Annotated in this window: 11 protein-coding genes; 5 read left to right on the forward strand and 6 right to left on the reverse strand. The window is 64.9% G+C overall.

What is annotated here, in order from left to right; translation table 11 throughout:
- Nucleotides 1-43 precede the first annotated feature (43 nt).
- The 6 genes from RMO23_RS06120 to RMO23_RS06145 all read right to left on the reverse strand — a co-directional run bounded on the left by RMO23_RS06120 (nt 44) and on the right by RMO23_RS06145 (nt 5,864).
- Complete coding sequence (locus tag RMO23_RS06120; protein WP_309679514.1) at nt 44-826, reverse strand: MBL fold metallo-hydrolase; 783 nt, start codon at nt 824-826, stop codon at nt 44-46.
- Nucleotides 827-882: 56 nt separating this feature from the next.
- Nucleotides 883-2,031 (reverse strand): outer membrane protein assembly factor BamC, encoded by a 1,149-nt coding sequence (bamC, locus tag RMO23_RS06125; protein ID WP_309679516.1) that lies wholly within the window; start codon nt 2,029-2,031, stop codon nt 883-885.
- 17 nt (nt 2,032-2,048) lie between these two features.
- Nucleotides 2,049-2,942, reverse strand: coding sequence for a 4-hydroxy-tetrahydrodipicolinate synthase (dapA, locus tag RMO23_RS06130; RefSeq protein WP_309679518.1), 894 nt, complete (start codon nt 2,940-2,942; stop codon nt 2,049-2,051).
- A 63-nt stretch (nt 2,943-3,005) separates the two neighbouring features.
- Nucleotides 3,006-3,614, reverse strand: coding sequence for a class I SAM-dependent methyltransferase (locus RMO23_RS06135; protein WP_309679520.1), 609 nt, complete (start codon nt 3,612-3,614; stop codon nt 3,006-3,008).
- Nucleotides 3,611-4,423 carry an SDR family oxidoreductase gene (locus RMO23_RS06140; protein ID WP_309679522.1) on the reverse strand — a complete coding sequence of 271 codons (813 nt, stop codon included), beginning with the start codon at nt 4,421-4,423 and terminating at the stop codon, nt 3,611-3,613. Before RMO23_RS06140 ends, RMO23_RS06135 begins: the two co-directional genes overlap by 4 nt.
- 187 nt (nt 4,424-4,610) lie before the next feature.
- Nucleotides 4,611-5,864 carry an MFS transporter gene (locus RMO23_RS06145; RefSeq protein WP_309679524.1) on the reverse strand — a complete coding sequence of 418 codons (1,254 nt, stop codon included), beginning with the start codon at nt 5,862-5,864 and terminating at the stop codon, nt 4,611-4,613.
- Nucleotides 5,865-6,002: 138 nt separating this feature from the next.
- Between RMO23_RS06145 and RMO23_RS06150 the strand changes: the two genes are divergently transcribed.
- From RMO23_RS06150 to RMO23_RS06170, 5 genes are all read left to right on the forward strand, one after another.
- Nucleotides 6,003-7,973 carry a DNA topoisomerase IV subunit B gene (locus RMO23_RS06150; protein WP_309679526.1) on the forward strand — a complete coding sequence of 657 codons (1,971 nt, stop codon included), beginning with the start codon at nt 6,003-6,005 and terminating at the stop codon, nt 7,971-7,973.
- Nucleotides 7,973-8,836, forward strand: a complete 864-nt coding sequence (locus tag RMO23_RS06155; protein ID WP_309679528.1) for a lytic transglycosylase domain-containing protein — start codon at nt 7,973-7,975, stop codon at nt 8,834-8,836. The genes RMO23_RS06150 and RMO23_RS06155 overlap by 1 nt, the downstream gene beginning before the upstream one ends.
- A gap of 94 nt (nt 8,837-8,930) precedes the next feature.
- On the forward strand, nt 8,931-11,288 hold the full coding sequence (gene parC / locus RMO23_RS06160) for a DNA topoisomerase IV subunit A (protein ID WP_309679530.1): 2,358 nt from the start codon (nt 8,931-8,933) through the stop codon (nt 11,286-11,288).
- Between the two features lie 498 nt (nt 11,289-11,786).
- Nucleotides 11,787-13,994, forward strand: a complete 2,208-nt coding sequence (locus RMO23_RS06165; RefSeq protein ID WP_309679532.1) for a multicopper oxidase domain-containing protein — start codon at nt 11,787-11,789, stop codon at nt 13,992-13,994.
- A 66-nt stretch (nt 13,995-14,060) separates the two neighbouring features.
- Nucleotides 14,061-14,567: a hypothetical protein gene (locus RMO23_RS06170; protein ID WP_309679534.1), complete on the forward strand. Its 507-nt coding sequence runs from the start codon at nt 14,061-14,063 to the stop codon at nt 14,565-14,567.
- Nucleotides 14,568-14,609 lie beyond the last annotated feature (42 nt).

A 14,609-nucleotide genomic window follows, 5' to 3' on the forward strand; every position in this document is an offset into this window, starting at 1 on the left:
GGGTGTCTGGCCGCCGATCGCCGGCATGGCCAGACCTTGGACCTCAGACCTGCAACCAGGGTGTGCCCGTGCGTGCGTCAGCCACCCCAATAAGATGCTTGTCGAAATGCGTGACTTGCGACAGGGCCTCCTGCGCGAGTTCCGGCCGGTTGTTGTGCGCGCTCAGATGCGCGGCCACCAGATGCCTGAGGCCGGCATGCTGCAGCGCCCTGGCGATCTCTGCCGCCGCGATATTGGACAGATGGCCATGCTGGCCGCCCACGCGCCGTTTTAGAAAATCAGGGTAGGCCGACCCGGCCAGCAGTTCCAGGTCATGGTTGCATTCGAGCAGCAATGCGTGACAGGACTGCAGATGCGCCATGACATGCGCCGTCGCATGGCCCAGATCGGTCAGCACCCCCAGCTTGACGGCGCCGTCGGTGCAGCTGAGCTGCAGCGGCTCCCGGGCATCGTGCGGCACGGCAAATGGCGTCAGCTGCAGGCCGCCCAGGTCAATGGCCGCGCCGTCGCAAGCGGTGCGAAGCAGGCCTTCAAAATCGGCTGAGCCGATGGCCGCATGCGTGCCCTGGCTCATCCAGACCGGAATCCGGTAGCGCAAGGCCACGGTGCGGGCGCAGCCGATGTGGTCGCCATGCTCGTGGGTGATGAACACGGCGTCGAGATCTTCGATCTGCAGGCCGGCTTCGCCCAGCCGCAGGGCCAGTTGCCGGATGCCCAGTCCGCAGTCAACCAGCAGGCGCACCGGCGTGCTGCCGGGGCCGGCCGTGGCCTCTACCAGGGTTGCGTTGCCCGAGCTGCCGCTGCCCAGGCTCTTGAACTTCAGCACCGCAGCCTGCGCAAGGTGAGGGTCAAGGTCACGGGAAGGGCCTGCAAAACCAGCCTCTACTTCAGGTCGTCGGCAATCACCTGAACAATGCGCTGGGCATTGGCCGATGATTCGACCGCGCCCTGGGCATTGAGCACCGACACGGTGGTGCTTTCACCCTGGCTCTTGACGGCGATGCGGTATTTCAGCGGCGGCACTGCGGCGGGCGTGGCGCTGAACAGCTTGCTGAAAAACCCCGGCTCTTTTTTGTCGGCGGCGTTCGGTTCCACGTAGCGCACAAAGTAGGTCCCCTGGCTGCGGTCGCGGTCTTCCACGGTGAAGCCGGTGCGGTCCAGCGCCAGTCCGACCTTGCGCCAGGCGCGGTCAAACCCTTCGTCGATCTGCACCACGGGCTGGTTGTTGACCAGGGCAACCCGCGACGTCGCCTTGGCCCCGCCGGTGGCGATCAGGGCCTTCGATTGCTCCTGCGTCACGCCCAGCTTGACCATCAGGCGGCGCAAAAACTCGGCCTCCAGCTCGGGGTCGGCGGGTCGGGGCTGCCAGATCGTGTCGGCGCCGGAGGTGGTGCCGGCGGCGGTGCGTTTGGTCACGGTTTCGACCATGCCGCGGTGGCTCACGTAAATCTCGGTGCCGCCGCTGGCATTGCGTTCCAGGCGGGTGCGGAACTTGTCGCGCTCGCCGGTGGAATACACGCTGTCCAGCAGTTTGCCGAGGGTGTTGCGGATGAAGTCCTGCGGCAGCTTGGCGCGGTTTTCGGCCCAGTCGGTTTCCATGATGCCCAGGTTTTGCTGGTCCAGGCTCAGCAAGAAGCCGCTTTCCTGCCAGAACTCGCGCACCGGATCCCAGAGCTTGTCGGCCGGGCGGTTCACCACCAGCCAGCGCTGGCTGCCCGAGCGCTCGATGCGGACATCGCCGACCGCCGTGGCCGCCGTCGGCACCGACAGGTTGGTCTGGCCGACCTGGTAGCCGCTGGCGGTGACGGCGGTGCCGGGCACCACATAGCGGGTTTCGCGGCTGAGCTGGGTCAGGTCGGGCGGGATGTCCAGCGACGGCGCCTTGCCGCTCGATTTGTAGTCCACCTTGTCACCCTTGACCATGTCGCTGAGGCCAGAGCAGCCCGCCAGCAGGCTCAGGGCGACCAGGGCCGATGCGGTCGCCGCGCTTTGCGCTTTGAAAAATTCAGGACGTTTTGGCAATGTCTTCACAGGGGTTCCCTTAAAAATCAGATCAGGCCGCAGGCGCGCAGGGCGCCCTCGACTGCCGCTTCGTTCGAGGTTTCGAGCTCGGTCATGGGCAGGCGCAGGGTGCCGCCGCAAAGTCCCATCCGGGCCATGGCCCATTTGACGGGAATCGGGTTGGCTTCGATAAACAGGCTTTTGTGCAGCGGCAGCAGTTTGAACTGCAGTTCCATGGCGCGCCGGGTGTCGCCCGCGACCGCGGCCACGCACAGCTCGTGCATCAGCCGGGGCGCGATGTTGGCGGTGACGCTGACGTTGCCCTGGCCGCCGCAAAGCATCAGGGCCACGGCGGTGGCGTCGTCGCCCGAATACACGGCAAAGCCCCTGGGCGCTTCCTTGATCAGCCATTGCGCGCGCTCGATGTTGCCGGTGGCTTCCTTGATGCCGACAATGCCGGGCACCTGGGCCAGGCGCAGCACGGTGGCATGCGCCATATCGGCCACGCTGCGGCCGGGCACGTTGTACAGCACGGTGGGTAGGTCGCCCACGGCCTCGGCAATCGCCTTGAAGTGCCGGTACTGGCCTTCCTGGGTCGGCTTGTTGTAGTAGGGCACCACCTGCAACTGGCAGTCGGCGCCCACCTCCTTGGCAAATCTGGCCAGCTCGATCGCCTCGGCGGTGGAGTTGGCGCCGCAGCCGGCCATGATGGGCACATGCCGCGCATGGGTCTTGGCCTGCTCGACCGAGACGCGAATGATCTCGCAGTGCTCCTGCACATTGACGGTGGGCGACTCGCCGGTGGTGCCGACCACGCCGATGCAGTCGGTGCCCTCGGCGATGTGCCAGTCCACCAGTTTGCGCAGTGTGGGGTAGTCCACGCTGCCGTCTTCATGCAAAGGGGTCGCCAGTGCAACAATGCTGCCGGTAATGGTTTTCATGTCGGGTTGTGAAGTGGTGCGGCCGGCGGGCGTCACGCTCGCTCTTCAGGCCAATCCTGCATTCTACTCAGAGCCCGGCAGCCGGTAGCGCGGCGGACCTGCGCCCAGCAGGGGCAAATCCGGCCCGGCTGCGGGCGGCCGCACGGCGGCGATGCGCTGCACGAAACGGGGCCGCTGGCCCTGCGGGCCGGCCTCGAACCCGTCTTCAAACGCCACCACCCGCAGGCCCTGGCAGACCTGCAGCAATTCGCCGGGCCGCAGCAAAAAGTCGGGCCGCGATGGCTTGCCGATGGTTTCGTTACCCTGGGTAAAGGTCTCGTAAATCAGCACGCCGCCGGGCGCCAGGCTGGCCAGCAGCGTGGGCAGCAGCGGGCGCCAGAGGTAGTTGGTGACGACCACCGCAGCAAACTGCCGGCCCGCAAAAGGCCAGGATCCGGCCTCGATGTCGGCCACCACCGCCTCGCAGCTCGCGGCCGGTAGCGCTATTGATTCGATAGCATCCTGCGCTTTATCTACAAGGGCCAGCGGGTGATTTAGCCCGTTAAACCAGCGCGCATGGCGGCCCCGGCCGCAGGCCACGTCCAGCACCGTGCCGCGCGGCGGCACCAGGTGTGACCAGCGCTGTACCCAGGGCGAAGGCGGCTCGGTGCCGTGGCGTGTGGCTTCGGTCATTGCGGCTTGACCTCGTCCTTCAGGGCCGCCAGCGCCATGGCCTCGACCCGGCCCGGCGCGATCAGCTTGAGCCAGCGGCCGAGCCGGCCCTTGGCGGACATCACGACTTCGCGTTCGCGCCGTTCCATGCCCTGCAGAATCAGCCGGGCGCATTCCTCCACGCTCATGGCATCGTCCTCCTTCAGGCCGCTGGCGCCCGCGGCCTGGCCGGCCGCGTTGAAACCGCGATGGCGGATTTGCGTCGCCACCACGCCGGGGTAGGCCGTGGTCACGCTGACCCCCGCGCCCTTTAGCTCCGCGCGCAGCGCCTCAAAAAAACCGGTCATGGCAAATTTGGTGGCGCTGTAGGCGGTGCGGCCCGGCACGCCGATCAGCCCGGCCAGGCTGGATACCGCGACGATGCTGCCGCGGCTTTGCTTCAAATAGGGCAGGGCCGCATGGGTGCACCAGACGCTGCCCCAGAGGTTGACGCGCATCAGATCCTCATACCAGCCCAGGTCCTGCGCCTTGACCTCTTCAAACAGCGCGTGCGCCGACATGCCGGCGTTGTTGATCAGCGCGTCGATGCGGCCGAAATCCTGGACGGCGCTGGCCACCAGCTGGCGGCAGTCGGCCTGTTGCGACACGTCGGTCTTGACGACCAGCGTCTGCGCGCCGTGCGCCGCGCATTGCAGCGCGACCTGGGTCAGCAAGGCCTCGTTGCGCGCGGCCAGCACCAGCGCCACGCCCGCGCCATGGGTCTGCGCCAGCTGGCGCGCCATTTCGGCGCCTATGCCGTCGGAGGCGCCCGTGATTACTATTGTTTTCATAGCAGCTTGTGCGCTTGGTTATTGGGCTAGAGGCCGAAATGGCCCGAAAAAGAGCGCCGGCAGGCTCAAAAACAGGACCAGAGCTGGTTCGCCAGGGTGAACAGGAAGTCGGGCCGGGTGTAGAGCGCGAACACCGCCAGCGAGGCGCTGATGGCGAGGCTCCAGAGGGCGATCTTGAGGGGCATGCTCAGGCTCCTTGCGGCAGTTGGCCGTGGCGGGCGCGCGAAATCGGGGACTCGCGCACCGGCAGGTTGACGAGTGCGGCGAACACGCCGAGCGCAATCGCGATGTACCAGACGATGTCGTAGCTGCCGGTGCGGTCATACAGGTAGCCGCCGAGCCAGACGCCCAGAAACGAGCCGATCTGGTGGCTGAAGAAAATGAAACCACCCAGCATCGACAGGTGCTGGATGCCGAAAATCTGCGCCACCACCGCATTGGTCGGCGGAATGGTCGACAGCCACAGCAAGCCCATCAGGCTGGCAAAAATATAGACGCTGAGCGGGCTCAGCGGCGCCGCGATGAACACGGCGATGACCACCGCGCGCGACAAATAAATGGTGGCCAGGATTTTCCGCTTGGCGATTCTCTGGCCCAGCGCGCCGGCGGCGTAGGTGCCGAACACATTGAAAAGACCAATCAGCGCTAGCGCGTAGCTGGCCACCTGCGGCGACAGGCCCTTGTCCTTCAGGTAGCTGGGCATGTGCACCCCGATGAAGACCACCTGAAAGCCGCAGACAAAATAGCCCGCCATCAGCAACTGAAAGCTCGGGTACTTGAAGGCCTCGCGCAGCGCCTGGACTATGGTCTGCTCGCGGGCTAGCGTTTGCCCGCTGGCCAGGTTCTTTTCGCGCAGGCCCAGCGCCAGCGGCGCAATCAGCAACACGGCGGCGCTGAGCGCCAGCAGGGCCTGCTGCCAGCCCAGGCTGCCGATCAGAAAGCCTTCGACCGGCACCATCAGGAACTGGCCGAACGAGCCGGCGGCGGCGGCCACGCCCATGGCCCAGGAGCGCTTTTCGGCCGCAATATTGCGCCCCAGCACCCCATAAATCACGGCGTAGGTGGTGCCGGCCTGGGCCGCGCCAATCAACACCCCGGCCGTCAGGGTAAACAGCAGGCCGCTGGGCGACAGCGCCATGCCCACCAGGCCCAGCGCGTACAGCACCGCGCCGCCCGCGATGACCCGAAATGCGCCAAAGCGGTCGGCCACCATGCCGGCAAAAATGCCGAACACGCCCCAGGCCAGGTTTTGCACCGCCAGCGCAAAGGCAAAGGTCTCGCGGGTCCAGCCCTGCGCCTGGGTAATGGGCTGCAACCACAGCCCAAAGCCATGGCGTATGCCCATGGACAGCGTGACGATGGCGGCGCCGCAGGCCAGCACCTGGAACATGGACAGCTTTTTGGCGGGAGACAGGGTGCTGGGCAGCGTGGCAGAAGACATCCGCTGACTGTAACGAATTCGCGCCCCGGCTGCTGTCACGCAGCTTGCAGGGCAGCGCTGGCAAACGGATATAACTGTGTATTTATCCAGCTTATTGATTCGTCCCGGACTACAATCGCGCCAACTCACTGATCTGCCATGGCTGTTACACAACCCCCCGCATACTCCGAAAGCTCGATCCGCGTACTCAAGGGCCTGGAGCCCGTCAAGCAGCGGCCCGGCATGTACACCCGTACCGACAACCCGCTGCACATCATCCAGGAGGTGCTGGACAACTCGGCCGACGAAGCGCTGGCCGGCTATGGCAAAAAGCTCAAGGTGACCCTGCACAGCGACGGCTCGGTCAGCGTGGAAGACGACGGTCGCGGCATTCCGTTTGGCCTGCACCCCGAAGAGCAAGCGCCGGTGGTCGAGCTGGTGTTCACCCGTTTGCACGCGGGCGGCAAGTTTGACAAGGGCAAGGGTGGCGCCTACAGCTTTTCGGGCGGCCTGCACGGCGTCGGCGTGAGCGTGACCAACGCCTTGTCCAAACGGCTTGAAGTCACCTCTTACCGCGAGGGCATGGTGGCCCGGCTGGTGTTTTCGGGGGGCGACGTGATTGAAGCGCTGGAGCTGCGCAAGGCCGGCGAGGGCGACCGCAAGTCGGGCACCTCGGTGCGCGCCTGGCCCGACGCCAAATACTTTGAGGCCGCAGCGCTGCCCATGGCCGAGTTGACGCACCTGCTGCGCAGCAAGGCGGTGCTGATGCCGGGCGTGACGGTGACGCTGACCAGCGAGAAGACCAGGGAAACCCAGACCTGGGTCTACAAGGGCGGCCTGCGCGACTACCTGATGCAGACCCTGACCGCCGATCCGGTGATTCCGATGTTTGAGAACGAGGGTTTTGCCGATGCCTCGCATGACAGCTTTGCCGAGGGCGAGGGCGCCAGCTGGTGCGTCGCCTTTACCGAAGACGGCCAGCCGGTGCGCGAGAGCTATGTCAACCTGATTCCGACCAGCGCCGGTGGCACCCACGAAAGCGGCCTGCGCGACGGCCTGTTCAACGCCGTCAAGAGCTTCATCGAGCTGCACTCCTTGTTGCCCAAGGGTGTCAAGCTGCTGCCCGAAGACGTGTTTGCCCGCGCCAGCTATGTGCTTTCGGCCAAGGTGCTGGACCCGCAGTTTCAGGGCCAGATCAAGGAGCGGCTGAACTCGCGCGATGCGGTGCGGCTGGTGTCCAGCTATGTGCGTCCGGCGCTGGAGCTGTGGCTGAACCAGCATGTGGACTACGGCAAAAAACTGGCCGAACTCGCCATCAGGGCGGCGCAAACCCGCCAGAAGGCCGGCCAGAAGGTTGAAAAACGCAAGGGTTCGGGCGTGGCCGTGCTGCCCGGCAAGCTGACCGACTGCGAAAGCAAGGATCTGGCGCACAACGAGGTGTTCCTGGTCGAGGGCGACTCGGCCGGCGGCAGCGCCAAGATGGGCCGTGACAAGGAAAGCCAGGCGATTTTGCCCCTGCGCGGCAAGGTGCTCAACACCTGGGAGGTCGAGCGCGACAGGCTGTTTGCCAATACCGAAATCCATGACATCGCCGTGGCCATTGGCGTCGATCCGCACGGCCCGAACGACAGCCCCGACCTGAGCGGCCTGCGCTATGGCAAGGTCTGCATCCTCAGCGACGCTGACGTGGACGGCTCGCACATCCAGGTGCTGCTGCTGACGCTGTTTTTCCGCCATTTCCCCAAATTGATAGAAACCGGCCATGTCTATGTGGCGCGCCCGCCGCTCTTCAGGGTGGATGCCCCGGCGCGCGGCAAAAAGCCGGCGTCCAAGGTTTATGCCCTTGACGAAGGCGAATTGACCGCCATACTGGACAAGCTGCGCAAGGACGGGGTGCGCGAAAACGCCTGGAGTATCAGCCGCTTCAAGGGCCTGGGCGAAATGAATGCGGAACAATTGTGGGAAACCACACTCAATCCGGACACCCGCCGCCTGTTGCCGGTGCAACTGGGCAATCTGGATTTTCTGCAAACCGAGAGCCTGATCACCAAATTGATGGGCAAAGGCGAAGCGGCCGCGCGCCGCGAACTGATGGAGTTGCACGGCGACGCCGTGGAAATTGATATCTGATGACTTCCCGGGCTCACAGCGTGACGCTGGCGTGGTGGCGCCGCCACCGGCCGGCGCTTGCCCATTGCTGGCTGCTGCTGGCCGTGCTGCTGGGCTGGCAGGCCGCGCCGGCACGGGCCGACATCTGGGGCTATGTCGATGCGCAGAGCATCAGCCACTTTTCCGCCGAAAGGCTGGACGAGCGCTACGAGCTGTTTTTTCGCGACCGGGAAAGTTTTGATACGGCAAGCCTGGGTCCCCGCAGCACCGACAACCCGGCGGATGTGGCCGGCGCACCGCCTAAATTGCTGGCTTACTTTGAGGTGTCGCCCGGCTACAAGGCCGTCAGGCATTTGCTGCGCGAAGCCTCGGTGGCGCACGGCATCGACTACGAACTGCTGCAGGCCCTGATCGCCACCGAATCCGGTTTTGACACCCAGGCCGTGTCGCCCAAGGGCGCGGTCGGCCTGATGCAGCTCATTCCGCCGACGGCCGAGCGCTATGGCGTCCGGGCCGGGAAAAACTCCCCGATCGAGAAAAAGCTCACCGATCCGCAAACCAACATCCGGGCCGGTTCGCGCTACCTGCGCGATTTGATCAACCTGTTTCCAGGCCAGCTTGAATTGGCGCTGGCCGCCTACAACGCCGGTGAAGGCGCGGTGCAGCGGGCCGGCAACAAGATTCCCAACTACCCTGAAACCAGAAATTACGTCAAAACCGTGATGCAGATGTACGGCCACCTCAAGCCGCCGGCCAGCGCCCAGGTGGCTTCGGGCCGGGTGCGCATGGAAATGATGGGCGGCGCCACAGGCCGCAGCAACATGGTGCCCGCAGACGTTGTGGTGAGGCCGTCCCGGCCCGAAGCCCGGCCGCCTGGCAACTGAGTTGCCGCGCGGCATTTTTCCAAACCCCGTTTTTCCGACAGTCCCTGCGTTCCGATGCCGGGTGTTTTAAATTATTTCCCCGCCTGAATCTCCCATGGACGACCTTTTTACCCCTGCCAACCCCGCCATCAGCCCCGAGCCATCGGACCAGGACTCGCTCGCCGCCTACGCCCAGCGCGCCTACCTCGAATACGCGCTGAGCGTGGTCAAGGGCAGGGCGCTGCCCGATGTCTGCGACGGCCAGAAGCCGGTGCAGCGGCGGATTTTGTACAGCATGGCGCGCATGGGCCTGGGCTTTGGCGGGGCCAATGGCGCCAGCGTCGCCAAGCCGGTGAAAAGCGCGCGTGTCGTCGGCGACGTGCTCGGTAAATACCTCCCGCTCGGCGACCAGGCGGCTTACGACGCGATGGTGCGCATGGCGCAGGACTTCAGCCAGCGCTACCCGCTGGTCGACGGCCAGGGCAATTTCGGTTCGCGCGACGGCGACGGCGCGGCGGCCATGCGCTATACCGAGGCCCGTCTGGCGCGCATCACCACCCTGTTGCTCGACGAGCTTGACGAAGGCACGGTCGACTTTGTGCCGAATTACGATGGTTCGTTCGAAGAGCCGCGCCAGTTGCCGGCACGCCTGCCGTTCACATTGCTCAATGGCGCCAGCGGCATTGCCGTCGGCCTGGCCACCGAAATCCCGAGCCACAACCTGCGCGAGATTGCCGATGCCTGCGTGGCACTGATCAAGACGCCCAGGCTCGGCGATGACGAGCTTTACGCGCTGATTGCAGGGCCCGACTACCCCGGCGGCGGGCAGATTATTTCCAGCCCGGCTGAGATTGCGGCGGCCTACGGCAGCGGCCGGGGTTCGCTCAAGGTGCGGGCGCGCTGGAAGATTGAAGAGCTGGCGCGCGGCCAGTGGCAGCTGGTGGTGCAGGAACTGCCGCCCGGCGTCAGCAGCCAGAAGGTGCTCGAAGAGATTGAAGAAATCACCAACCCGAAGATCAAGGCCGGCAAGAAGGCGCTGACGCAGGAGCAACTGCAGCTCAAGCAGACCGTGCTGTCGGTGCTCGACGTGGTGCGCGACGAGTCGAGCAAGGATGCGGCGGTGCGCCTGGTGCTGGAGCCCAAAACCAGCAAGATCGGCCAGGCCGAACTGATCAACACCCTGCTGGCCCACACCAGCCTGGAGAGTTCCTCGTCCATCAACCTGACCATGGTCGGGCTCGATGGCCGGCCGACGCAAAAGTCGCTGCGGCAGATGCTGCTGGAGTGGATAGAGTTTCGCCAGACCACGGTGCAGCGGCGCTCGCAGCACCGGCTCGACAAGGTGCTGGACCGGATTCACATTCTCGAGGGGCGGCAACTGGTGCTGCTCAATATCGACGAGGTGATCGCCATCATTCGCCAGTCCGACGAGCCCAAGGCCGCGCTGATCGCGCGCTTTGCGCTGAGCGACCGGCAGGCCGAAGACATCCTCGAAATCCGCCTGCGCCAGCTGGCGCGGCTGGAAGCCATCAAGATCGAGCAGGTGCTCAAGACCCTGCGCGAGGAGCAGGGCCGGCTGGAAGAAATCCTCGGCAGCCCGGCCGCGCTGCGCCGGCTGCTGATCAAGGAAATCGAAACCGATGCCAGGCAGTTTGCCGATGCGCGCCGCACGCTGATCCAGGCCGAGAAAAAGGCCGTGCTCGAAGTCAAGGTGCTCGATGAGCCGGTGACCGTGGTGGTCAGCAGCAAGGGCTGGGTGCGCGCCCGCAACGGCCATGGCCATGAGGCGGCGAGCTTTGCCTTCAAGGCCGGCGACGGGCTCTACGCCACCTTTGAATGCCGCACCGTCGACACGCTGCTGGCGTTTGGCTCGCGTGGCCGGGTCTATTCGGTGCCGGTGGCCGCGCTGCCCGGCGCGCGTGGCGACGGTCAGCCGCTGACGACGCTGATTGATCTGGAATCGGGCACGCAACTGGTGCATTACTTTGCCGGCCCGGCCAGCGCCGTACTCTTGCTGAGCGGCAGCGGCGGCTACGGCTTTCTGGCCAGTGTCGAGAACATGACGTCGCGCCTCAAAGCCGGCAAGGCCTTCATCAGCTGCGCCGAGGGCGAGACCGTCTGCCGGCCTTCGCCGGTGTCGGGCAGCAGCGGCGCGGTGCCGCTGGTCCCGGCCACGCATGTGGCCTGCGCCTCGACCGGTGGCCGCATTCTCACTTTTGAAATCGGCGACCTCAAGCTGCAGGCCGCTGGTGGACGCGGCCTGATGCTGCTGGACCTGGAAGCCAAGGACAGCCTGGCCGGCGCTGCGGCCTACACCCGCAGCGTCAAAATCACCGGCATTGGCCGCGGCGCCAAGGAACGCGAGGAAACGCTGGAAATCCGCAGCCTGAACAACGCCCGCGCGGCCCGCGCGCGCAAGGGCAAGGCGGCCGACCTCGGGTTCAAGCCCTCGTCGATCCTGCGCGTGGAGTAGCACGGCCCCGTCTGGGGCTGGGGACAGCCGGCGCGGCGGCCCGACATGCGCATGCTACAGACCGTTACGCTTGAACGGTTTGGTCATACCATGCACGCGTCTCGCCGCCAGCCGGAAAGCTTAATCGGCGGCGGACCCATGGCTGACCCAGGCAGTGCCACGGCGACCTGTTGATGCTATCAAACTTATAGCAAGCAACAAAGGAAAAGCCTGGGCTAGAGGCAGAATCGCCGCCCAAAAAGCAGGTCTGGAGAGCCGCTGGTGCCGCGGGCACGGGCCGGGTCGCCTGTCTGCGCTTTTTGATGCTTCAGGGATTCACACCAGACCGCCCCTGCGGTCATCACCAATATGGGGGATTGAAACCGGGCAGTAATGCGCGAAGAATTGCAAGCAGGTCCATTGAAAAACAGAACAAGTTTTTGTAATTCAGGTTTCCTTGTGTGACTGTTCGACTGCGTAAACCTGTGAATGTGATCCCAATCAAGTCGAGGTGGCATCATGTATCTGTCCACACGCGCATCGCCGGCAGACCTGCGGGAGGCCGAAAAGGCCAGGCAAAATCGGCTCGAAATCGTCCAGGCGTTGTCCCACGGGCAGGTTTCGCGGCGCGAACTCTTCAAATGGGGGCTGTTTACCACGGGCGGGCTGCTGGCGTGCAAGCATGGCCTGAGTCCGTTCATGGCCAAGGCCTGGGGCGCGATTCCGACCGGCGTGCCGTCGAGTCCGCTGTTTGGTGCATTGCCATTTACCTTTCCGATGTTGCGCTTCGATGTACTGCCGCGACAGCCCGTATCGTCGCTGGCGCCGTACCCGACGGAGCAGGCCAACCAGACCCAGCAGGTTCTCGATCCCTTGCTGCCGGGGGTGTATCCCGGTGATACCGGGCCCATAGAAGGACGCCCGCCAGGACCGATCTGGGCGCATCAGGGCTGGAATGACCCCCGGTTCGCGCCGCGGGTGGCTTATGAGGTTTTCCAGAGGGGCGCGCAATTGAACGTTGCGGGCAACTACCGGCCTGAGGTTGCGTCGCAACTCAATTGCGACTTCGACGCCACCGGGCAGAATTGTGAGCCCTACTTCCATTTCAGGATGCCCGACCAGAATCCGGACAGGTTCTGGACCTTCAACGGCACCATACCGCCCAAGCTGCTCCAGGGCCGATACGGTGAGCCCATCCTGTTTAGGCACCACAACCGGTTGCCCGTGGTGCAGTCCCAAAACGGCGGGTTCGGCATCCACACGATCTCTACCCACGAGCACAACGGCCATCATGGCGCCGAGAACGACGGCTTCACCGGCGCCTATTTCTATCCGGGCCAGTTCTACGACTACCACTGGCCGATCGTGCTGGCCGGCTTCAAGACCATCAATGCCGATGCCACGGACCCGAAGGCCGGCAGCCCCAATGACAGCGGCGGCATCACCAAAGTACCCGGCGACTGGCACGAAACCATGAGCACGCACTGGTTTCACGACCACATGTTCAGCTTCACCTCGCAGAACGTTTACAAGGGCATCGCCGCGATGTTCAACATCTACAGCGCGCTGGACCGCGGCAACGAGGAGATCAACGATGGCGTCAATCTGCGCCTGCCCAGCGGCATCGCCAAGAGCTGGGGCAACCTCGACTACGACATCAACCTGCTGCTGGCCGACAAGGCCTGGGGCCAGGATGGCCAGATGCTCTTCGACATTTTCGACTTCGACGGTTTCCTGGGCGACCAGATGACGGTGAACCTGGCCTGGAAGCCGTTTTTCAATGTGGAGCGGCGCAAGTATCGCTTTCGCATTCTCAATGCCTCGGTGTCGCGCTTTTTCAAGCTGGCGCTGAGCGACGGCTCGCCGATGATCCAGATCGGCAACGATGGCAACCTGCTGCCGAAACCGGTGCTGCTGACCGAACTGGACGAGATGGGCATTGCCGAACGCTATGACATCGTGATCGATTTTTCGCGCTACAGCAACGGGACCAGGGTCCATCTGGTCAATCTGGCCGAGCACCAGGACGGCAGGCGGGTGGCAAAAGACCTGAGGCTGTCCGAAGCGGTGTCAGGCCAGTCGGCCGATCCCTGTGTCGGCAGGTTCCTCGAGTTCAGGGTGGTGCGCGATGCGGCCTACCCGGACAACAGCCAGGTGCCTGGCGTCCTGATCCCCAACCCCGACCTGTCGGCCATTCCCGTGGCGCGCGAGCGGGTGTTCGAGTTCGGGCGCGGCGCCAGGAAGAGCACCAATGATCCGGTGTCGTCGGCCCTGGGGCCCTGGGGCATCAAGACCGATGGCGGCGACATGCTGGCCGCCGATTTTGGCCGCGTCTCGGCCGCGCCCAAGGCCGGCACCCGGGAGATATGGACGCTCAGGAACGGCGGCGGCGGCTGGGATCATCCGATCCACATCCACTTCGAGGAGGGCCAGATCCTCGCGCGCGACGGCAGTGCCAGCAAGGTGCCGGCCTGGGAGAAGGGGCGCAAGGATGTCTACCGGTTGCGACCGGGCGGCAGCATCAGGATCACCCTGCAATTTCGCGACTGGGGCGGCATGTTCATGGAGCACTGCCACAACACCGTGCACGAGGACAACGCCATGCTGTTGCGCTGGGAAATCGACAGCCTGGGCACGCCCATCCTCAAGCCGCTGCCGACCCCGATTCCGACGCCGCAAGGCGTGACCTTCCAGTCGCCAACCGACATTCTGAAGAGCGCTTTATGACTCAATGCCGGGCTTGCCAACGCGGCCGGCCCTGGCAAGGAAAACCCACCCACGATGGAGCGAATCATGAAAACGATGCATCGACCTGTCTTGCCTGCGTTGCGGGCCTCCGTGATCACCGCGCTTGCCTTGGTGTTGGGGATGCCGGGCTGGGGGAACAGCGCGGCGGCTGACCCCGTTCTTGAGAACACCGTCGTGGCGGCGGTTGTTGGCGCGGTCGGAGGAAGCGGTGGCGCCGCCGAGGCGGTCGTCTTCACCGGGCAGGCGAGCATCAGCGGCAAGGTGGTCCACGACACGGTCTTTGGCGCGCCGCCGGTGCTGGAGATCATCGTCGACCTCGGCAATATCAGGGGAAAAGGCCTGCGCAGCGGAAAAACTTACCTGGTGTCTAGCCAGGCCATCCTGCACCGGCCGCTGCTGGCGTTCGACCCGGTCGAGCTCAGTTTCCCCTTTGTAGCCGACGGCAACCTGTTGCTGGCGCGTTCGGCAACGGCGTCTTTTGGCGTTTACTACAGCGCGGCCAGGGGAATGACGACGACGCCGGTGCGGATCAGTCCGAACCGGCCTGGCTGATCGCGCCGCAGCCGGGTGCAGGCGTACCTGGTGCGGGCCTCG

This window comes from Polaromonas sp., from assembly GCF_031411155.1.
Taxonomy (GTDB): domain Bacteria; phylum Pseudomonadota; class Gammaproteobacteria; order Burkholderiales; family Burkholderiaceae_C; genus Polaromonas.